Consider the following 20,707-nt stretch of genomic DNA (forward strand, 5'->3'; position numbering starts at 1 on the left):
CGATCCGCCGGGCCAATTGACCTACACCGGCAGGCGATCAGCCGTGGTTATCGCCTGAGCAATGTTCTGCGCAAGCTGTTTTGTCTCTTCGGCAAGGGCTGTGGCCGTCTTCGTCTCGGAGTCATAGAGGTACCGGGTCGACCCCCGCCGGGCTCCGCAGAAATCCACAATTCCGTGTTCGATCTGCGTGCTGAGGGAGGTCCCGTACCCGTGTCGCTGATAATCGTCGGCGTCACCTCCGGCGATCGGAACCAGGTGGATGGTCAGTCGTTGCAGCTTCGGCGTCAGCGGCCCGCCTTCCGGTTGGTCAAAGGCCCAGCCATTGACAAAGACGCGGTCGATCCAGCCCTTGAGCAGCGCCGGCATCGACCACCAGTACACCGGGAAAACCAGGATGAGATGCTGGACCCGATCAAGGCGTTTCTGCTCGGCGGCTACGTCGCCGGGCACTGCGGCGCCCCGGCGGTAAGCCGAGCGATCACCGGCGTTGAACCGCGGATCGAACTTTTCGGCAGCGAGATCGGCCACCTCGCTCGATACGCCGCCGTCGGTGAGCGCATCACCAACCTCTGCAGCGACCGAATGACTGAGCGAACGCAGATCAGGGTGAGCAATGACGATCAGGGCCCGCGTCATAACCTTCTCCTTCGACATACTGAGTAACCTACCATCGGTAAGTTACTAATAGTAGGATACAGCGGCCAGGGTGGCAAGGAAGGCTCCAGCGCGGATTGCGGGACGGCGGAACGACGGGCGGAACCTGCTGCTGGACCCGACCTGGAGCCCTATGCTGGCCGTATGGCCCACCTCATCAGCATCAACGGAACCAGTCCAAGCATCGCCGGCACGGCATTCACGGCACCCACCGCCTCGATCATCGGTGATGTGGCGCTCGGTGAGTCGGCCAGCGCCTTCTATGGGGTCAGCGTGCGCGCCGATACCGCGCCCATCCGGGTGGGCCAGGGAAGCAACCTCCAGGACAATGTGGTGGTCCATGCCGATCCGGGCTTCCCCGCGACCATCGGCAGCGGAGTCAGCGTCGGCCACGGCGCCGTGGTCCACGGCTGCACCATCGAAAACGACTGCCTGATCGGCATGAACGCCACGGTGCTCAACGGGGCGGTCATCGGTTCGGAATCGCTGGTGGCCGCCGGCGCCGTCGTGCTCGAGGGGACGGTCGTCCCGCCCCGCTCGCTCGTGGCCGGCGTCCCCGGGAAGGTCCGACGGCCGCTCTCCGACGAAGAGGTGGCCGGGATCCGGGAGAACGCTTCGAGCTACCGCAGGTTGGCACGGCAGCACCAAGCTGCGTTAACTTCTTGACTACAAACGGGCGCTGAGGCACCCTTGGATACATGCGCGTAGAACCCGCCTCGACGACGAGGATCCATCCCGGCGCACTGCTTCCGCGGCCGGGATCCCAGTCAGCACTCCGGGAACAGAACCAGCAGCGCATCATCCGGGCCCTGGTCAACGGAGGCCCCCAGACGCAGGCAGAACTTGCCCGCCAGACCGGGCTCTCGACCGCCACGGTCTCGAACATCGTCAAGGTGATGGCCGGGAGCGGGGTCGTCACCACCGCCCCCACCACGAGTTCGGGGCGGCGGGCCCTGTCCGTCATCCTCAATGACAACGGATCGGTCGCCGCCGGAATCGACATCGGCCGCCGTCATGTGCGGGTGGTGCTCGCGGGGCTCGACTACCGCATCCTGCGCGAGCAGGCCGCAGCCCTGCCCCTCGGGCACAGCGCGGCGGAGGGCCTTCGGGTCGCCGCCGGCCTGCTCGACACGGTGCTGAGCCAGGCCGGCATCTCCCGCTCCGCGGTGCTCGGCGCAGGCATCGGCATCCCGGGCCCGATCGACCGGCGCACCGGCACGGTGGTGCAGGGCGCGATCCTGCCCGAGTGGGTCGGGATCAACATCCGGGAGACCTTCGGGGCCCGGCTTGGCATGCCCGTCTACATCGAGAACGACGCCAACCTCGGCGCCCTGGCCCAGATCACCTGGGGCCAGCACAGCCGGGTGGAGAACCTCATGTTCATGAAGGTGGGCTCCGGCATCGGGGCGGGCATGATCCTCAACGGCGCGCTCTTCTACGGCAATGTGGGGATCACCGGCGAGCTGGGGCACACAACGATCAGCGAGCACGGGCTGGTGTGCCGGTGCGGCAACCGCGGCTGCCTCGAGACCGTCGCCTCGACCTCCACCATGATCGAACTGCTCAACCGCGGCTCCGGCCAGCCGGTGGACACCCAGGGCATCGTCGAACTGGCCCTGGGCGGCGACACCGCGGCCCTGCGCGTGATCGACGACGCCGGGCTGGCCATCGGGCGGGCCGTGGCACATGTGGCGAACCTCATCAATCCCGAGGTGGTCGTGATGGGCGGGCCCCTGACGGGGCTCGGGGACATCCTGCTGAACCCCATCCGCCGCGGCCTCCTGCGCCACTCCGTCCCCATCGTTGGGGAGACGACGAGCGTTCACATGTCCGCCCTCGGTGACCGGGCCGAGGCGCTCGGGGGCGCCGCCGTCGTCCTGTCACAGCCTGCACGCGCGGCCATCCCCCTGGTCCCCTCGTAACTGTTAGGAGTCAAAACCCTGCGTCTTGCGTTCAAGACTTGACGGCAAGCGTGGGGGCAGGGTTCAATTCTTTTGGGTCGCTTGGAGGGCCCGTTACGAGACAACGCCGTCATTGCCGGGAGGCTTCAATGGAGAACCACACAATCCTTGAGATGCGATCGATCACCAAGGAATTCCCTGGCGTCAAGGCCCTCTCCGATGTTTCGATCACTGTGCGTGCCGGCGAGATCCATGCGATCTGCGGCGAGAACGGCGCCGGCAAGTCCACCCTGATGAAGGTCCTCTCCGGCCTCTACCCCTACGGGGACTACTCCGGATCGATCATCTTCCAGGGCGAGGAGGTCCAGTTCAAGGACATCCGCTCCAGCGAGGCCGCCGGCATCGTCATCATCCACCAGGAACTGGCCCTCATTCCCGAGCTCTCCATCGCCGAAAACATCTTCCTGGGCAACGAGCCGACCCGCTTCGGAGTCATCGACTGGGACAAGGTCAACCGTGAAACCCTCGAACTGATGGCCCGGGTGGGACTCTCCGAGGACCCCACCACCAAGATCAAGGACATCGGCGTCGGCAAGCAGCAGCTCGTCGAGATCGCCAAGGCGCTCAGCAAGTCGGTCAGGCTGCTCATCCTCGACGAGCCCACCGCCGCCCTGAACGAGACCGACTCCCAGCACCTCCTGGACCTCATGTCCGGGCTGCGCTCCAAGGGCATCTCGTGCATCATGATCTCCCACAAGCTCAACGAGATCGAGCAGATCGCCGACTCGATCACGATCATCCGCGACGGCAAGTCGATCGAGACCCTCCATGTAAAGGAGGACGGCGTCGATGAGGACCGCATCATCCGCGGCATGGTCGGCCGTTCGCTCGAATCCCGCTTCCCGGACCACACCCCAAAGCTGGGCGAGGTGTTCTTCGAGGTGCGCGACTGGACCGTCGGCCACCCCTCGGTCCCGGACCGGCTCGTCGCCAAGGGGTCGAACTTCCACGTGCGACGCGGTGAGATCGTCGGCTTCGCCGGCCTCATGGGCGCCGGGCGCACCGAACTCGCGCGCTCCGTCTTCGGCCGCTCCTACGGAAACTTCAAGTCCGGCCAGATCTTCATCAACGGCAAGGAGGTGACGCTGAAGTCGGTTCCCCAGGCCATCGAGGCCGGTCTGGCGTACGTCACCGAGGACCGCAAGTCCCTCGGCCTGAACCTGCTCGACGACATCAAGTCGACCACCGTCTCGGCGAACCTGAAGAAGATCACCCGCAACCTCGTCGTCGACAAGGACGAGGAGTTCCGGATCGCCGAGGAATACCGGAAATCGCTGCGCACGAAGACGCCGAGCGTCAATGAAGGCGTCGCAAAGCTCTCGGGCGGGAACCAGCAGAAGGTGGTCCTGTCGAAATGGATGTTCACCGATCCCGAACTGCTCATCCTCGATGAGCCCACCCGCGGGATCGACGTCGGCGCCAAGTTCGAGATCTACGGGATTATCCAGCGCCTCGCGTCGCAGGGCAAGGGAGTCATCGTCATCTCGTCGGAGCTTCCCGAACTGCTCGGGCTGTCCGACCGTATCTACACGATTTTCGAGGGTGCCATCACGGGTGAGATTTCCCGGGAGGACGCCAGCCAGGAATCCCTCATGAAACTGATGACCGCCAGCAAAAAAGCTGCCTGACCGAAGCCCCTAGGACGCTAACCATGAATTCCATCAAGAAAATCTTCGGCGGAGACACCCGCCAGTTCGGGATGATCTTCGCGTTGATCGCGCTGGTCATCTTCTTCCAGTGGCAGACCGGAGGCAAGACGCTCACCTCCGGCAACATGATGAACCTCTTCAACGGCAACTCCTACATCCTGATCCTCGCGATCGGGATGGTGCTGGTCATCATCGCCGGGCACATCGACCTCTCCGTGGGGTCCGTGGCGGCCTTCGCCGGGATCGTCGTGGCCATCGCCATGCGCGACTGGGGCCTGCCGTGGTTCGGCGGGATCCTCGTCGGCCTGCTCCTGGGCGCGGTGATCGGGGCCTGGCAGGGCTTCTGGGTCGCGTACGTCGGGATACCGGCGTTCATCGTCACCCTGGCCGGCATGCTGCTTTTCCGCGGCGCCAACCAGTTCGTCGGCAAGTCCAACACCGTCCCCGTGCCCGAACCCTTCCAGTACATCGGTTCCGGCTACCTCCCCGAGGTCGGCCCGGTCACCGGGTACAACAACCTCACCGTCCTGCTGGGTCTGCTCCTCGTCGCCTTCGTCATCTACAGCGAGCTCCGCAGCCGCAAGCGTCTGGCCCGGGTCGGCGCCGAGGTCCCCGAGATGTGGGTCTCCCTCGTGAAGGTCGGCCTGATCTCCGCAGCCATCCTGTACGCGACCTATCTGTTCGCCACCGGCCGCCCCGGCACCTCCTTCCCCGTCCCCGGCCTGATCCTCGCCGCCCTGGTGGTCATCTTCGGCTTCATCTCCAACAAGACCATCGCCGGCCGCCACGTGTACGCCGTCGGTGGCAACCGGCATGCCGCTGAACTCTCCGGAGTCCAGAGCAAGAAGGTCAACTTCATGGTCATGATGAACATGTCCATCCTCGCGGCCCTCGCCGGCATGATCTTCGTCGGGCGCTCCACCGCTTCCGGCCCGTTCGACGGCGTCGGCTGGGAGCTTGACGCGATCGCCGCGGTCTTCATCGGTGGCGCAGCGGTGACCGGCGGCGTGGGCACGGTCATCGGCTCAATCATCGGCGGCCTGGTGATGGCCGTACTGAACAACGGCCTGCAGCTGCTGGGCATCGGCGCGGACATGACCCAGATCATCAAGGGTCTCGTGCTGCTCGTCGCCGTCGCCTTCGACGTCTACAACAAAACCCAGGGCAAGCCCTCGATCACCGGCCTCCTGACCCGCAACTTCGGCAACAGGTCCAAGCCGGACCAGCCGAGCGAGGTGCGCAGCCCCGACAGCGAGCAGGCGATCTCCACCAAGGAGGTCATCTCCAAGTCCTGACGGCCGGCACCTTCACGGTGGCGTCCGACAAGTTTCAACCGTCCGAAAAAAGCAAGCTAAAGAAAGAGAATGGAATGCGTAATTTCGCAAAATCCTTTGCGGCAGTCGCTGCAATCTCGGCGCTCGCGCTGACCTCCTGTGGCCGTGAAGATCCGGGCACCGGCAACGAGGGCGGCGGTGGCGGCGGCGGCGAAGCGGCCTCCGGAGGCTTCGAGGAGGGTGCCCCAATCGGCGTCGCCCTGCCCCAGAAGACCTCGGAGAACTGGGTCCTGGCCGAGCAGCTGTTCAACGACGGCCTGACCGAGGCCGGTTACGAGCCCGACGTGCAGTTCGCCAACGGCGGCGTCTCGGAGCAGCAGAACCAGATCAACTCCATGATCACCAACGGCGTCGAGGTCCTGATCGTCGGTGCCATCGACGGCGCCCAGCTGGGCAGCCAGCTGCAGGAGGCCGCCGATGCCGGCATCACCGTCATCGCGTATGACCGCCTCCTGACCAACACGGAGAACGTCGACTACTACGTGGCCTACGACAACTTCCAGGTCGGCGAGCTCCAGGGCCAGGCCCTGCTCGACGGAATGGCCGAGAAGGGTGAAGGCCCGTACAACATCGAGCTGTTCGCCGGGTCCCCCGATGACGCCAACGCCCAGGTCTTCTTCGACGGTGCGATGAGCATCCTCCAGCCGAAGATCGACGACGGCACGCTGAACGTCGTCTCCGGCCAGGTCGAGTTCAACCAGGCCGTCACCCAGGGCTGGAAGGCGGAGAACGCCCAGCGCCGCATGGACACCCTGCTCTCCGGCAACTACGACTCCGAGGAACTCCACGGCGTCCTGTCCCCCAACGACACCCTGGCCCGCGCCATCCTCAACTCGGTGAAGGACGCTGGCAAGGACATCCCCGTCGTCACCGGCCAGGACTCCGAGGTTGAATCGGTGAAGTCGATCATCGCCGGCGAGCAGTACTCGACCATCAACAAGGACACCCGCGACCTGGTGGAGCACTCCATCACCATGGTCGAAGGCCTTGCTGCCGGCGAGGAGCTGGAAGTCAACGACGAAGAGTCCTACGACAACGGCGTGAAGGTCGTTCCGGCCTACCTGCTCGAGCCGCAGATCGTCACCAAGGAAAACGCAGCAGAGGCCTACGCCGACGATCCCACGCTCTCCGAGCTCGTCAAGTAACCTCCCAGGATCCGGCCCGGCAACGGGCTGAACGGGGAATCCCGGTACCGCCTTGGCGGTACCGGGATTTCTTTTTGCCCGCCGGACACCGGACCGGACCGGACAACTGACTGAATAACCGGCTGGACAACCGACCAGACGGCGGTGCGGGCCCGGATACGGTGCGGGCCGGAGACAGCGGCGCTGGACCGCGGCGGCTTTCGCCGAAAGGATGAGGTCATGACACCTCACCAGCGATTCGTTGTCCAGCCTCCCTGCGCCGTGCCCGGGGCGCCCAGCCCCCTGGCGGCCACCGGCCGCCCCCTGCGGTGGGGAGTCGTGGCCACCGGCGGCATCGCCTCGAAGGTCACCGCCGACATCGCCCTGCTCGAGGACGCCGTCCTGCATGCCGTAAGCTCCCGCAGCGCCGACCGGGCCCGGGAGTTCGCCGAACGTTTCGGTTTCGCCGCCAGCTACGGGGACGACGGCGGGGTGCCCGGCTACCAGCAGCTCTTCGACGACCCGGACGTCGACGTCGTCTACGTCACCACGCCGCACGCACAGCACTTCGAGGTGGCCCGGGCCGCCCTGGCCGGCGGCAAGCACGTCCTGTGCGAGAAGCCCTTCACCGTCAACGCGGCCGAGGCCGGCGCCCTGATCGATCTCGCCGCAGCCCGCGGCCTATTCCTGATGGAGGCGGTGTGGACGCGCTTCCTGCCCAGCGTCAACCGCGCCCTGGACATTCTCGCCTCCGGCGAACTGGGCGAAATCCGCTGGGTGCAGGCCGACCTCGGCTTCCCCGCCGGCTACAACCCGTCAAGCCGGATCTGGGACCCGGCCGCCGGCGGCGGAGCGCTGCTCGACCTCACCGTGTACCCCCTCACGTGGGCCGTCGGTGCCCTCGGCTTCCCCTCGTCGGTCTCCGCCTCCGGGGAACTGAACGGGGACGGTGTGGACGTCCAGAACGCCGTGACGCTCAGCTACGAAGGGGGCGCCCAGGCCCAGCTGACCTCCTCCCTCGGCGCCCTGGGCCCGGCCGCCGCCACCGTGGCCGGCAGCGGCGGCTGGCTGCGCACCGGCGGCGGGCCGCTCCACAACCCGCGCGAGCTCACGGTCCAGCCGCAGGGCGGCGAGCTGCGGACCGAAACCTTCGACTCCGTGGGTGCCGGGTACACCTACGAGCTGCGGGAGACCACCCGCTGCATCCAGGCCGGGCTGCTCGAGAGCCCCACCATGCCGCTGGCGGACACGCTCACCACCATGCACCTGCTTGACGGCGTCCGGGCCCAGCTGGGGCTGCGCTACGCCAACGATTCGGTGTAGCGCCGTCCGTTCAACCCAAAAGGCCGCCCCCGCGGAGGCGGGAGCGGCCTTTTGATTGATCGGTTGCCGGGCGTTGCAGCCGGGCAGCCCGTCAGGCGGCGAGGATCGCCAGGACCTCCTGGAGCTTCTGCGACGGACGCATCGCGGAGGCCACCTTGGTGACGTCGGGGTGGTAGTAACCGGCGATGTCAACGGGCGAACCCTGCACGGCGAGGAGTTCGTCGACGATCGTGTCCTCATTGGATGCCAGCGCCTCGGCCACCACGGAGAAGGCCTGCGCCAGTTCGGTGTCCTCGGTCTGCTGGGCGAGTTCCTGCGCCCAGTACCGCGCCAGGTAGAAGTGGCTGCCGCGGTTGTCGATCTCGCCGACCCGGCGGCTCGGCGACTTGTTCTCGAGCAGGAACGTGCCGGTGGCCCGGTCAAGGGTGTCGGCGAGGATCTGCGCGCGCGCATTTCCGGTCGACACCGCGAGGTGCTCGAAACTCACGGCGAGGGCGAGGAACTCGCCGAGGCTGTCCCAGCGGAGGTGGTTTTCCTTCAGGAACTGCTGGACGTGCTTCGGCGCCGACCCGCCGGCGCCGGTCTCGAAGAGTCCGCCGCCGTTCATGAGGGGAACCACCGAAAGCATCTTGGCGCTGGTCCCCAGTTCGAGGATGGGGAACAGGTCCGTGAGGTAATCGCGCAGGACGTTGCCTGACACCGAGATGGTGTCCTCTCCCCTGCGGATCCGCTCCAGCGTGAAGGCCGTGGCCTTCTCCGGGGTCATAATCTCGAGCTGCAGGCCCTCGGTGTCGTGCTCCCCGAGGTACTCCCGGACCTTGGCGATGAGGGTGGCGTCGTGGGCGCGGGACTCGTCGAGCCAGAACACGGCGGGCGTTCCCGACGCACGCGCGCGCGTCACGGCGAGCTTGACCCAGTCGCGGATGGGCGCATCCTTGGTCTGGCAGGCCCGCCAGATGTCACCCGGCTGGACCTCGTGCTCGAGAAGGACGGTTCCCTCGCTGTCGAGGACCTGCACGGTGCCGGCGTCCTGAATCTCGAAGGTCTTGTCGTGGCTGCCGTATTCCTCGGCGGCCTGCGCCATCAGTCCGACGTTCGGGACGGTGCCCATGGTGGTGGGGTCGAAGGCGCCGTTGGCCCGGCAGTCATCGAGGACGGCGGTGTAGATGCCGGCGTAGCTGCTGTCGGGGATGACTGCGAGCGTGTCGGCTTCCGACCCGTCCGGTCCCCACATGTGTCCGGAGCTGCGGATCATCGCCGGCATGGAGGCGTCAACGATCACGTCGCTGGGGACGTGGAGGTTGGTGATGCCCTTGTCCGAGTCGACCATGGCCAGCTTCGGGCCCTCGGCCATGCCCTTCTCGATGGCGGCCTTCACTCCGTCGCGCACGTCGGCGGGCAGCTTGTCGAGGCCGTTGAGGATCGAGGCGAGCCCGTTGCTCGGGCTGAGGCCGGCGGCGGCCAGCTGGTCGCCGTAGGTGGCGAACAGCTCGGGCAGGAAGGCCTTCACCACGTGCCCGAAGATGATGGGGTCCGAGACCTTCATCATCGTGGCCTTCAGGTGCACCGAGAACAGCAGGTCCTCCTGCTTCGCGAGGGCGACCTGTGCCTTCAGGAACGCGTCGAGGGCGGCCGCGCGCATCACGGTGCCGTCCACCACCTCACCGGCGAGGACGGGGACGGACTCCTTCAGGACGGTGGTGGCGCCGTCGGCGTCGACGAACTGGATCCGGAGGGTGTCCTCGGCGTCGAGCACGACCGACTTCTCGTTCGACCGGAAGTCGTCGGCACCCATGGAGGCCACGCGGGTCTTCGACTCCGGCGTCCAGGCGCCCATGCTGTGGGGGTTCTGGCGGGCGAAGTTCTTCACCGAGGCGGGGGCCCGCCGGTCCGAGTTGCCTTCGCGCAGGACGGGGTTGACGGCGCTGCCCTTGACCTTGTCGTAGCGGGCGCGGGCTTCCTTCTCCTCGTCGGTGGAGGGGGAGTCCGGATAGTCGGGCAGCGCGTAGCCCTGGCCCTGCAGCTCGGCGATCGCGGCCTTCAGCTGTGGGATCGAGGCGCTGATGTTGGGCAGCTTGATGATGTTCGCCTCGGGGGTCTTTGCGAGGGCACCGAGTTCGGCCAGCGCGTCGGGCACCTGCTGGTCCTCGGTGAGGCGGTCGCCGAAGAGCGAGAGGATGCGGCCCGAGAGCGAGATGTCGCGGGTTTCGATGTCCACTCCGGCCGTCGAGGCGAACGCCTCGATGATCGGCAGGAATGAGTACGTTGCCAGCATGGGCGCTTCATCGGTGTGGGTGTAAATGATCTTGGCCATTGGCGTCTCCCTGGGAGTCTTCGGATGCGGAGTCTTCGGATGCTGTGGATTGTGGGTATTCCTCGGTTCCAACCTACCCGAGGGGCCCGCCGGGGCTAGTGGAAGAAGTGCCGTGCGCCGGTGAAGTAGAGGGGAACCCCCGCTGCGTTCGCGGCGTCGATGACTTCGGAGTCACGCACCGATCCCCCGGGCTGGACGACGGCGCGCACTCCGGCGTCGAGCAGGACCTGCAGGCCGTCGGCGAAGGGGAAGAAGGCGTCGGAGGCGGCGACCGACCCGCGGGCGCGCTCGACGCCGTCGCCGGCGAGCGTGTTGGCCCGCTCCACGGCCAGCCGGCAGGAGTCGAGGCGGTTGACCTGGCCCATGCCGACGCCGACCGAGGCGCCGTCGGCGGCAAGCAGGATGGCGTTCGACTTCGCGGCCCGGCAGGCGCGCCAGGCGAAGGCGAGGTCGGCGAGGGTTGCCTCGTCGACCGCCTCACCGGCGGCGAGGGTCCAGTTCGCGGGGTCGTCGCCGTCGGCCTGCAGCGCGTCGGCCTGCTGGACGAGTACGCCGCCGGAGACCTGGCGCAGCTCCACCGGCTCGCGGCGGTAGCCCTCGGGCAGGACGAGGAGGCGGATGTTCTTCTTCTGGGAGAGGATCTCCACGGCCTCGGGGGCGAAGGCCGGGGCGATCACGACCTCGGTGAAGATGTCCTTCACGGCCTCGGCCATGCGGGCGCTCACCTCGCGGTTGGCGGCGATCACGCCGCCGAAGGCCGACACCGGGTCGCAGGAGTGCGCCTTGGCGTGGGCGTCGGCGATCGGGTCCTCGGCGCCGGCGGCACCGACGGCGACGCCGCATGGGTTGGCGTGCTTGATGATCGCCACTGCGGGCTCATCGAAATCGAAGGCGGCGCGCAGGGCGGCGTCGGCGTCGACGAAGTTGTTGTAGCTCATGGCCTTGCCGTGCAGCTGGGTGGCCTGGGCAATGCCCGGGGCCGCTGCCTTGTCGGCGTACAGGGCCGCCGGCTGGTGCGGGTTCTCGCCGTAGCGCAGCACCTCGGAGCGCTCAAGGGCCTGCCCTGCGTAGGCGGGCCACACGGTGTCCCCGGACGGATCCCCCTCGGTGTCGTCGCCGAACTGGGCTGCGGTCCAGGTCGCCACCGCGGTGTCATAGGCGGCGGTGTGCGCGAAGGCCAGCGCCGCGAGGCGGCGGCGGGCGCGGAGGTCGAATCCGCCCTGTTCCGCGGCGGCGACGACGTCGGCGTACCGGGCCGGGTCGACGACGACGGCGACCGAGGGGTGGTTCTTCGCGGCGGAGCGCACCATGGCGGGGCCGCCGATGTCGATCTGCTCGACGACGTCGTCGGGGGCGGCGCCGGAGCGGACCGTCTCGACGAAGGGGTAGAGGTTCACGACGACGAGGTCGAAGGCCTCGACGTCGAGCTCGGCGAGCTGGGCGACGTGCTCCTCGCGGCGGCGGTCGGCAAGGATGCCGGCGTGGATCTTGGGGTGGAGGGTCTTGACCCGGCCGTCGAGGCACTCGGGGAAGCCGGTGACCTCGGACACCTCGGTTACGGGCACCCCGGCCGCGGCGATGCGGGACGCCGTGGAGCCGGTGGAGACGAGGGCCACCCCCGCCGCGGAGAGGCCGCGGGCCAGATCCTCCAGACCGGTCTTGTCGTACACCGAGATCAGGGCCCGGCGGATGGGAACACGGTCAAGATGGGTGGGGCTCACGCAGATCTCCGTACTGTGGCTGTGCGGGGGGTCACTCCAATCCTATAGGCGCACCGGGGAGGGCCGAGGACAGGGCCCCCGCGATGACGGCGTAGAATCGGAGGGCACAGATTATGGTCATCAGGACTTTAACTCGACATTTCTGCGTTGCAGATCACCAGGGACATATTTTTCAGTGCCCCTTCGCGCGGCTGTAGAGTTTCGCGATCACCCCGCCCGTCCAGGAAGGCACCGTGAGCACCTCAATTTCATTACCCACCGGCGACCAGGTGGTCCAGGACCTTCCCTGGCGGTGGCGCGTGCAGGGAAGGATCTTCCTGATCGGCGGCCTCGGCTTCATGTTCGATGCCTGGGACGTCACCCTCAACGGCTACCTCATCCCCCTGCTCTCCGCCGACTGGGGCCTGACGCCCGGTCAGGCGGCCTGGGTTGGCACCTCGAACCTGATCGGCATGGCCCTTGGGGCGTTCGCCTGGGGCTCCATCGCCGACCTCATCGGCCGCCGGACGGCGTTCACCGCGACCCTGCTGATTTTCTCCGTCTTCACCGTCCTCGGCGCCTTCTCCCCCGACATCGTGTGGTTCTCCATCTTCCGCTTCGCGGCGGGGTTCGGCCTGGGCGGCTGTATCCCGGTGGACTACGCCCTGGTCGGTGAGTTCACCCCGCGCAGGCACCGGGGCCGGGTGCTCACCGCCATGGACGCCTGGTGGCCAATCGGAGCCTTCCTCTGCGGCGTGGTCACCACGCTGCTCGTGGCGACCTTCGGGGACTGGCGGTACGCCATGCTGGTGATGGTCCTGCCGGCGCTGCTGGTGTTCTGGGTGCGCCGCTCGGTCCCCGAATCCCCGCTGTACCTGGTGCAGAAGGGCCGTCAGGAGGAGGCCCGGAAGGTCATCGACTCCCTCGTCGAGCGCACCGGCGGCGACAAGGTGGCATGGCGGCTGCCCGAGCCCGGCACAGCGGAGAAATTGACCCTGGGCGGACTCACCGGCCAGTTCTCCGGCATCTGGCGCTACAACTGGCGGCTGACCCTCACGGCCTGGTCGCTCTTCCTGACCATCCTGCTGGTGTACTACGGGGCGCTCACCTGGATGCCGAAGATCCTCATCGAGGCCGGGTACAAGCAGTCGGTCGCATTCATTACGACGGCCGGCATGACCGGCATCGGGCTGTTCGGCGTGATTGCGGCGGCGCTGCTCGTGGAGCGGGTGGGCCGCAAGTGGATCCTCGGGGTCACCGGGCCGCTTTCGGCCGCCGTCCTGGTCGTGTTCGCCCTCACCGTCGAACTGCCCCTGGTGGCGACCCTGTGGCTCCTGGCCTTCGGCTTCCTCATCCAGGTCGCCATCCCGGTGCTCTACACCTACGTCTCGGAGCTCTACCCCACGCACCTGCGCGGCTCGGGGTTCGGCTGGGCCTCGACGGTCTCCCGCGTCGGCGCCGGACTGGTGCCGCTCATCTTCGGGTCCCTGCTCTGGCCCTACCTCGGACTGCCGCTGACCTTCGCACTCACCGGCGCCCTGGTGCTCGCCGCCGTGCTGTGGATGGCGCGCAACGCCCCCGAGACGCGCGGCGCCGAGCTGCCCTAGGGTGCGGCGCGGCGCCGTCGGGCACCCGGCTTACTCCGGCAGCTCGGCCCCGGGGGTCTCCTCCAGCGAGGTGAGCTTCCATGCCCCGTCGGCGTACTTCACCGACGCGGTGTAGATCGTCCCGTCCGGGCTGAACGGCCGGTGCTCGAGGACCTCGCCTTCCGCACCGAAGGCCGTGTACTCCCCGGGGTTGACGGGGAGCAGCGCGCTCACCGCGCCGCCGGCGCCTTCGGGCGAGGTGATGAGGACGTTCTTGACCTTGGGCTGCCCGCCAAGGATCCACCCGCCGTCCCCGTACACCTCCGCGATGCGGCCAACCCGTTCGGCCTCAGCGGCCGCGCCGTCGAGGTGGGCGAGGAGCACCTCCGTATCCCCGGTCTGCAGGGCGTAGGCGGTGAGATCGAAGTAGTGGAACAGGAACGCCCGCGCCCCTTCGTGCGAGTTCTCGGTGACGAGGTCGTTGGACTCCGGCTGGCGGATGTTCGATGCCGGCGCACTCGAGCTGGCCGGCGACGGGGCTGCGGATTCCGGTGCTGCGGCCGGCTGCGAGGGGGCGCCGCAGGCGCTGAGGACGACGGAGGTGGCGAGGGCGGCGGTGAGGACCGCGGTGCGAAGAAGGCTCATTGAGTGTCCCAGGGTGGAAGTGCGGGGCGCCGGGCGCCCGGGGCGTCGGTTCCGCCCGGTCCACACTATCGGTGGCTCAGGGCAACAAGTCAGGAAAACCGGTCCGCTGTGACGGACATCGCATCCCGGTCGGAGGCTCCCGCAGCTAGAGCCACTTCCGGCGGCGGAAGGCCCAGTAGAGGCCGACCCCCATGGCGATCATGAGCAGCAGCGCGAAGGGGTAGCCCAGGACCCAGTGCAGCTCGGGCATGACATCGAAGTTCATCCCGTAGATCGAGGCGACGAGGGTCGGGGCGAAGAGGATCGCCGCCCAGGAGGAGATCCGCTTGACCTCCTCGTTCTGGGCCAGCGACGTCTCCGTCAGCCGGGTCATCTCTTCATTCTGCCGCTGGGCCACGAGCGTTGAGTGGACCGTCAGCAGGCTCTGCAGCAGGGTGCGGAAGGTGTTGACCCGCTCCACGATGCGCAGCACGTGGTCGAGCACATCGCGCAGGCGCCGGGCGAGCTCCCCCTCGCCCCGGAACGCGGTGGAACCGCGCTGCAGCGACTCGATGATGGCCTGGAGCGGCTGGGTGGCCCGCTGGAACTCGATCACCTCCCGGTGGAGTTGATAGATCCGCCGGGACACATCGGGGTCGCCGCCGAAGAGCTCGTTTTCGATCTCGTCGATGTCGTTTTCAAGCCCGTTCACCACCGGCAGGTATTCGTCGACCACCTCGTCGAGGATCGCGTACAGCACCGCCTGGGGGCCCATCGACAGCAGGTCGGGGCTCGCCTCCATGCGCTCGCGCACCGTACCCAGGTCCGGGGACTCAGCGTGCCGGATGGTGACGACGAAGTCGGCGCCCACGAAGACGTGCAGCTCACCGAACTCGACCTTCTCCTCGCGGTCCAGGTACCGGGCCGGGCGCAGCACGACGAACAGCGTCTCGCCGTAGCGTTCGAGCTTCGCACGCTGGTGGCCGTTGGCGGCGTCCTCGACGGCCAGCTCATGCAGCCCGAACTCCCCGGCCACCGCCTGGATCTCGGCGCGGTCCGGTCGGTACAGGCCGATCCAGCCCATGCCTGCGGTCTCACGCATCGCCTCGAAGGTCGAGTCGAGGTTGTCCGGCTCGATCCTCCGCCGGCCGTTGACGTAGACGGCGTTCGCGACCAGCGCGTTCACTGTGCGCTGCCCAGCATCCGCAGGGTTTCGATCAGGAGCCTGCGCTCCTCGACCTTGATCCGTTCATGGAGCGTCTCCTCGGTGTCGTCCGGGAGGACGGCGACGGGCGCCTGGGCGAGGATGGGGCCGGTGTCCACTCCGGCGTCGGCGATCATCACGGTGCACCCGGTGACCTTAACGCCGTAGGCGAGCGCGTCGCGGACCCCGTGGGCGCCGGGGAAGCTCGGCAGCAGCGCGGGGTGGGTGTTGAGGTAGCGGTTGGGGAACCGGTCTAGGAAGCCCTGGTCGACGATCCTCATGAACCCGGAGGAGACGACGTAGTCGGGGGCGTAGGAGGCGACCGCCTCCCCCAGCGCGTCGTTCCAGTCGGAGCGCTCCGGGTAGTCCGCGAAGTCCACGACGAAGGTGGGGATTCCGGCGCGCGCCGCCCGCTCGACGCCGAGGGTCCCGGGGCGGTCGGCGCCGACGGCGGCGATTTCGGCGTCGAGGCCGCCGGAGGCGACCGCGTCGATGACGGCCTGGAGATTGGACCCCGTGCCGGAGACCAGGAGAACGATGCGCATTGCTCCACTGTAGGCGGCACGGTGGGCCCGGCGTAAACCACAGCGGCTAGGGTTGGAGGATGAAACAGCGGCCCTCACCACCGTCCAACGACACATCCGGCCGCCCGCACGGCGCCGGTCCCGGACGGCCCGTCACCGGGGCGGAGCCCGCGCCGGAGGAGGGTGCCCGGGCGCTCCCGATGTGGTTCCTGGTCAGCCTCGTGGCGGCGGTGGCCACCAGTTCGCTCGACCTGCCGTTCAAGGTCCTGGGCCTGGGCTTCAGTGTCCTGGCCCTCGTGCTGGGTATCGCGACCCTGGTGCGGGCGGTGCGGCGCCGGCTGGGCGGGCTGGTGCGCGTCACCGCCGCCGTGGGGGTGGGCCTTGCCGGTTTCCTCGCCCTCTCCACCGCGGTCCTGATCGCCCTGTGGCCGGTCACCGCGAACTACGAGGACTGCATCGACACCGCCCTGACGCTCGAGGCCGAGCGGGCATGCCAGGACCGGCTGCTGACCCTCGACGGGTTCCTTCCGGACTGACGGGTTCCTTTAGGACTGAGCCGGGCGCGTCCTGCGTTCGGAAAGTCAGGCGTCCCGGCGCTGCGGTTCGCGCTCCAGCAGGGGCGCCATGGCATAGCCGAGCACCGCACCGATCCCGACCTCGGCGCCCAGCCACAGGGCGACCGCGAGCGGGTCCGGGCCGAGGTCGGTCAGGCGGCCGATGCCCAGCGACGCCCGTGACAGCAGGGCGAGTGCCGCGCCGCCGAGGCCCGCGAGGAGGCCCACGAACAGTCCGAGGCACACCGTGGAGACGATCGAGGTGAGCCAGCGGGCCGGGGTCTTGAGGCTCAGCCACTCGTCGAAGTGGTTTTCGCCCTCACGGAAGAACCACCAGCCGGCCAGCAGGCCCGCCACGACCGGGAGGGCGAGGGCCGCAAAGCCGTAGTCGAGCGGCCCTGCGGGGAGCGCGCCGAGCACCGGAATGGCAGGCAGCGGCCCGACAGTGCTTGTCAGCGGGCCGAGGGAGCTGCCGGTTCCCAGCGCGAAGCCGGCCCCGGAGGCCCAGGCGAGCGTCCAGATCACGAGGTTCGGCAGGAGGCCGAGCTGCCCGACGGTCAGCACCGCCGACCCGGCGATTCCCGCCTCAAGCCGCTCGTACACGGTGATCACCTCGGCCCAGTGAAGCGCCACGGTGACGGCGAAGAGCACTGCCGACAGGCCCGCCGCCGCGACGACGCCGAGGAACGCCGAGCGCACCACCGACCAGACATAGGATCCGGCCCAGCGCGAGTGCTGGCTGGCCCTGGCGATCCAGGCGGCGGAGTCGACGCCGATGAGCCGGCTCCACGCCCCCGCTTCCCGGTAGGCGCCGGTGACGATGCCCAGCCCGGCCGAGACCGGCGGGATCAGCGCCCCCGCCGTGAGCGATACGGTCACCTCGGCGTTGGTCGAGAAGTACGCGACGGCGAGTCCGACAAGCGCATACACCGAGAGGGCTCCGACGACCGCCTGCCACAGCTGGTCGGTGTAGGAGGCGCGGGCAAGGCGCCGTCCGGCACGCCAGGCGAGAAGGAACGGCACGAGCACCAGCCCGAGCGGAACGGCGTGGAGCAGCCCCGTCGTCGTTCCGGCGATGACGGTGCCGGGCGGGAAGGTGAGCACCAGCGGCACCCCGTGCATCACCAGCCAGGCCTGGCCTGCCGTCTGCGCCGCGGAGGCGGCCTCCCGGTCGGCGAATCCGCCGGTCAACCACACGGCGGCGAGGGGGATCAGCACGAGCGCCGCGGAGATCAGGGCGGCCTGACCGAGCTCAAACACCCCCTGCAGCCAGAGAGGCATGGGAAGGGACGTCGGTCTCCGGCCTGGAAGTTTCATCCCTTCAATGGTGCCACCGGTGCCGCCCGCCGGGGTTCAGCGACTCGGTGCCGGCCCCGGGTCTCAGCCGAGAAGGTCCACGATGCCCTTGACGGTGGCCAGCCCGGCACCGATGAAGGCGATGACGACGACGGCGAAACGCGCGTGGTCGTCCTTGACGAAACGCCCCAGCTTCTCCCCCGTGAAGATGCCGCAGAGGATGACGAGCCCGATCGCGGCCCACATCCAGCCCTCGAGGGCCGGCGCCTGGGTGGGGTCGAGGAGGAGTTTCGTCGCGAGCGTCACGAGTCCGATCACCACGAAGAACGGCTGCAGGGTCGCCGCGAAGGGCCGTTGGGGCCACCGCGAAAGGACCGCGTAGGCGCTCACCGCCGGGCCGCCGACCCCCGCCATCGAGTTGGTGAGTCCCGCGCCGAAGCCCGCAAGGACCTTCGGCAGATTTCCGGTGACGACGACCTCCGAGCGCTGCAGCACCAGGGAGATGGTGAGCGCAAGAAGCACGACGCCGCCGACCGTCACCGCGAGGGGCGCCGGAGGCACAGCGACGGCGAAAAAGGAACCGGGGATGGATCCGAGGAGGGACGGGACGACGAGCCAGCGGAACATGCTCCAGTCGATGTCGCGCCACACCCGCCCCACGATGATGGCCGAGGAGACGACACCGCAGATATTGACGAGAAGGACCCCCTCGTGGGGGCCAAGGATCAGCACGAGGAACGGCGCGATCAGCAGCGCGAACCCGAGTCCGGCAATACGCTGGGCGATCGCTCCGGCGAAGATCGCACCGAGCACGACGCAGAACAGTCCGAGGGTCACCATCACCACAGTACGCAGGGGCGGGCCGTCGGGACGCCCCCACCGGCCCCCGGGAGTACCCTGAATCCATGACATTGCTCACCACAGCCCTCGACACTGCGGACTGGCGGAAGTCGGTTTTCGACCTTTACTCGGCGGTCCGCCGACGTGCCGCCGAGGATTCCCCGGAAGCGGCGCATGCGCTCTGGCGGGACGGCCGGGACCGGCTGCTGGGCGGGCATCCCGCATCGCCCCTCGATGCCGGTGCGAAGGCATCCTTCACCGGTGTGCCCCTCGCCCCCTACGACCCGGCCTACCGTTTCGAGGCCACCGTCAACGACGACGGAGCGGGCGAAATCCGGAACGTCGAGACGGGCACCGACGGGACGGTGCCGTTCGAGCGGCTCGGCAGCATGGTGCTGCCGGGGCTGGGCAAACTCGCGCTGTGGCGGCTGAAATCCTATGGCGGGGGTATCTTCCTGCCGCTGCGCGACGGAACAGCGGGGCGCGACGGCGGCACCTACGGTGCAGGGCGGTATCTCCTGGATACGGTCAAAGGCGCCCACCTCGGCGAAGGGCGCCAGCCGGGCAGCCTTGTCATCGATCTCAACTTTGCCTACAACCCCTCCTGCGCCTACGACGAGGCCTGGGCGTGCCCGCTGCCGGGCCCGGACAACCGGCTTGAAGCGGAGGTTCCTGTGGGCGAACTGTACGGCGGCTACTGACACCCGCCGAACCGGAACCGGGCCAGGCGTTCCACGGGCCGGCGCCCTGGACGGAACCGGCCCTGAAAAGTGACCGCCTGCGCAGGCTTTATCATTGGAGCGACCACACCCTATCCTGCGCGGAGGCAAAGATTACCGACACGGCTGCACAACACGACATCTATTTCGGCGCCCCTGAACCGGAGAACGAAGCCGAAATTCTTGAATCCGCCTCCCGTGCGGCAGTCGCCCGCTTCACCGACCGCTCCGACATCACGACGGTCAAGCGGCGCTTCACCCTCGTCAACTCCGACCGCACCCCGCACCAGGCGATGGTCGAGGACCTGCTGTTCATTCGGGCCGCCCTCGACGACGCCGGGATCTCCTACCTGCTGGTGCGCGGCAACGACCAGCGCCCTGTCATCGCCATCGACGTCAAGGACCGCGAACGGCTGCGCGCCGCCCTGGTAGAGGCCTGCCGCAACGAGCCGTTCTATTCGCGCACCGTCGACACCAAGCGCCGCACCACGCTGCTGGTCACCGACGGAGAGCTCTCGCACAGCCGCAAGGCACGCATCTACCGACTGTTCCGCCCGCGCATCGAACCATTGGGCGGCCTTGCGTACGGGCCGTCGGCCGGTGTCCAGATCGAACTGTGGACCCTCGGCGCCGACAGCATCGAACTTCCCGTGGAGAACTCCCTGACCCGGCGCACGGTGCCGGCCTCGGAGGCCGTCCGCGGATCCGTGGTGCGCCACGGTCTGACCTGGCCGACGATCGACAACATGTTCGCCGACCACGCCTCGGACATCGACTTCGACATCGACCTCGTCTTCTCCTGGGTCGACGGCAGCAGCCCCGAGTACCAGGCCGCCCGGGCCGCACGGATGAAAGGCGCCGTCGTGGGCGAGGGCGATGACCACGAGGCACGCTTCCGCCAGATCGACGAGCTGAAGTACGCCCTGCGCTCGGTGTACATGTTCGCCCCCTGGGTCCGGCGGATCTTCATCGCCACCGATTCGGCACGGCCCGAATGGCTCGCCGACCACCCGTCGGTGACCTTCGTGCGGTCCGAGGAGCACTTCTCGGATCCGTCGGTGCTGCCGACCCACAACTCCCAGGCCGTCGAGGCCCAGCTGCAGCACATCCCGGGCCTCTCCGAGTACTTCCTGTACTCCAACGACGACATGTTCTTCGGCCGCCCCGTCGCACCCGACATGTTCTTCTCCCCCGGCGGGATCACCAAGTTCATCGAAGCCGACACCCGCATCGGCCTCGGCGAGAACGACGCCGAGCGCAGCGGCTTCGAGAACGCCGCCCGCGTGAACCGCCGGCTTCTC

18 protein-coding genes are annotated in these 20,707 nt (G+C 68.2%); 10 read left to right on the plus strand and 8 right to left on the minus strand.

Annotated elements, in window-relative coordinates; all coding sequences use genetic code 11:
- Positions 1-21: 21 nt before the first annotated feature.
- The gene (locus QZX79_RS11765; RefSeq protein ID WP_294568463.1) at positions 22-654 is read right to left on the minus strand and encodes an NAD(P)H-dependent oxidoreductase; all 633 of its coding nucleotides are present in this window, start codon (positions 652-654) and stop codon (positions 22-24) included.
- Positions 655-798: 144 nt separating this feature from the next.
- On the opposite strand from QZX79_RS11765, the gene QZX79_RS11770 reads away from it, so the two are divergent.
- From QZX79_RS11770 to QZX79_RS11795, 6 genes are all read left to right on the plus strand, one after another.
- Positions 799-1,320: a gamma carbonic anhydrase family protein gene (locus QZX79_RS11770; protein ID WP_294568464.1), complete on the plus strand. Its 522-nt coding sequence runs from the start codon at positions 799-801 to the stop codon at positions 1,318-1,320.
- A gap of 32 nt (positions 1,321-1,352) precedes the next feature.
- Complete coding sequence (locus tag QZX79_RS11775; protein WP_294568465.1) at positions 1,353-2,576, plus strand: ROK family transcriptional regulator; 1,224 nt, start codon at positions 1,353-1,355, stop codon at positions 2,574-2,576.
- A 128-nt stretch (positions 2,577-2,704) separates the two neighbouring features.
- Positions 2,705-4,243 (plus strand): multiple monosaccharide ABC transporter ATP-binding protein, encoded by a 1,539-nt coding sequence (gene mmsA, locus QZX79_RS11780; protein ID WP_294568466.1) that lies wholly within the window; start codon positions 2,705-2,707, stop codon positions 4,241-4,243.
- A 23-nt stretch (positions 4,244-4,266) separates the two neighbouring features.
- The gene (gene mmsB / locus QZX79_RS11785) at positions 4,267-5,559 is read left to right on the plus strand and encodes a multiple monosaccharide ABC transporter permease (protein WP_294568467.1); all 1,293 of its coding nucleotides are present in this window, start codon (positions 4,267-4,269) and stop codon (positions 5,557-5,559) included.
- 74 nt (positions 5,560-5,633) lie between these two features.
- Positions 5,634-6,743 (plus strand): sugar-binding protein, encoded by a 1,110-nt coding sequence (locus QZX79_RS11790; protein ID WP_294568468.1) that lies wholly within the window; start codon positions 5,634-5,636, stop codon positions 6,741-6,743.
- Between the two features lie 219 nt (positions 6,744-6,962).
- Positions 6,963-8,045, plus strand: a complete 1,083-nt coding sequence (locus tag QZX79_RS11795; protein ID WP_294568469.1) for a Gfo/Idh/MocA family protein — start codon at positions 6,963-6,965, stop codon at positions 8,043-8,045.
- Positions 8,046-8,136: 91 nt separating this feature from the next.
- Here the strand turns inward: QZX79_RS11795 and QZX79_RS11800 are convergent, their stop codons facing one another.
- A complete protein-coding gene (locus QZX79_RS11800) occupies positions 8,137-10,359 on the minus strand; it encodes an NADP-dependent isocitrate dehydrogenase (RefSeq protein ID WP_294568470.1) in 2,223 nt (740 codons plus the stop codon).
- 95 nt (positions 10,360-10,454) lie between these two features.
- A complete protein-coding gene (gene purH / locus QZX79_RS11805; RefSeq protein ID WP_294568471.1) occupies positions 10,455-12,080 on the minus strand; it encodes a bifunctional phosphoribosylaminoimidazolecarboxamide formyltransferase/IMP cyclohydrolase in 1,626 nt (541 codons plus the stop codon).
- A gap of 233 nt (positions 12,081-12,313) precedes the next feature.
- Here purH and QZX79_RS11810 point away from each other — a divergent pair, with 233 nt between their 5' ends.
- Positions 12,314-13,666, plus strand: a complete 1,353-nt coding sequence (locus tag QZX79_RS11810) for an MFS transporter (protein WP_294568472.1) — start codon at positions 12,314-12,316, stop codon at positions 13,664-13,666.
- 30 nt (positions 13,667-13,696) lie between these two features.
- Here QZX79_RS11810 and QZX79_RS11815 read toward each other — a convergent pair whose 3' ends face one another.
- The 3 genes from QZX79_RS11815 to purN all read right to left on the minus strand — a co-directional run bounded on the left by QZX79_RS11815 (position 13,697) and on the right by purN (position 16,018).
- The gene (locus QZX79_RS11815; RefSeq protein ID WP_294568473.1) at positions 13,697-14,290 is read right to left on the minus strand and encodes a DUF6318 family protein; all 594 of its coding nucleotides are present in this window, start codon (positions 14,288-14,290) and stop codon (positions 13,697-13,699) included.
- A gap of 145 nt (positions 14,291-14,435) precedes the next feature.
- Entirely contained in the window at positions 14,436-15,455 is a 1,020-nt protein-coding gene (corA, locus tag QZX79_RS11820; protein WP_294568474.1) for a magnesium/cobalt transporter CorA, read from the minus strand.
- Complete coding sequence (gene purN, locus QZX79_RS11825) at positions 15,452-16,018, minus strand: phosphoribosylglycinamide formyltransferase (protein ID WP_120167085.1); 567 nt, start codon at positions 16,016-16,018, stop codon at positions 15,452-15,454. The genes corA and purN overlap by 4 nt, the downstream gene beginning before the upstream one ends.
- Before the next feature lie 59 nt (positions 16,019-16,077).
- Here purN and QZX79_RS11830 point away from each other — a divergent pair, with 59 nt between their 5' ends.
- Positions 16,078-16,533: a hypothetical protein gene (locus tag QZX79_RS11830; protein ID WP_294568475.1), complete on the plus strand. Its 456-nt coding sequence runs from the start codon at positions 16,078-16,080 to the stop codon at positions 16,531-16,533.
- Between the two features lie 45 nt (positions 16,534-16,578).
- On the opposite strand, the gene QZX79_RS11835 is transcribed toward QZX79_RS11830, so the two are convergent.
- The gene (locus QZX79_RS11835; protein WP_294568476.1) at positions 16,579-17,832 is read right to left on the minus strand and encodes a DUF6350 family protein; all 1,254 of its coding nucleotides are present in this window, start codon (positions 17,830-17,832) and stop codon (positions 16,579-16,581) included.
- Between the two features lie 99 nt (positions 17,833-17,931).
- A complete protein-coding gene (locus QZX79_RS11840) occupies positions 17,932-18,759 on the minus strand; it encodes a sulfite exporter TauE/SafE family protein (protein ID WP_294568477.1) in 828 nt (275 codons plus the stop codon).
- Here QZX79_RS11840 and QZX79_RS11845 point away from each other — a divergent pair.
- Positions 18,753-19,388 carry a DUF1684 domain-containing protein gene (locus QZX79_RS11845; protein ID WP_294568478.1) on the plus strand — a complete coding sequence of 212 codons (636 nt, stop codon included), beginning with the start codon at positions 18,753-18,755 and terminating at the stop codon, positions 19,386-19,388. The genes QZX79_RS11840 and QZX79_RS11845 overlap by 7 nt on opposite strands.
- A gap of 251 nt (positions 19,389-19,639) precedes the next feature.
- Positions 19,640-20,707, plus strand: a 1,068-nt coding sequence (locus QZX79_RS11850) for a stealth family protein (RefSeq protein WP_294568479.1), incomplete at its 3' end; no start/stop codon positions are given.

Source organism: uncultured Arthrobacter sp. (assembly GCF_902805515.1).
Classification (GTDB): Bacteria; Actinomycetota; Actinomycetes; order Actinomycetales; family Micrococcaceae; genus Arthrobacter_D.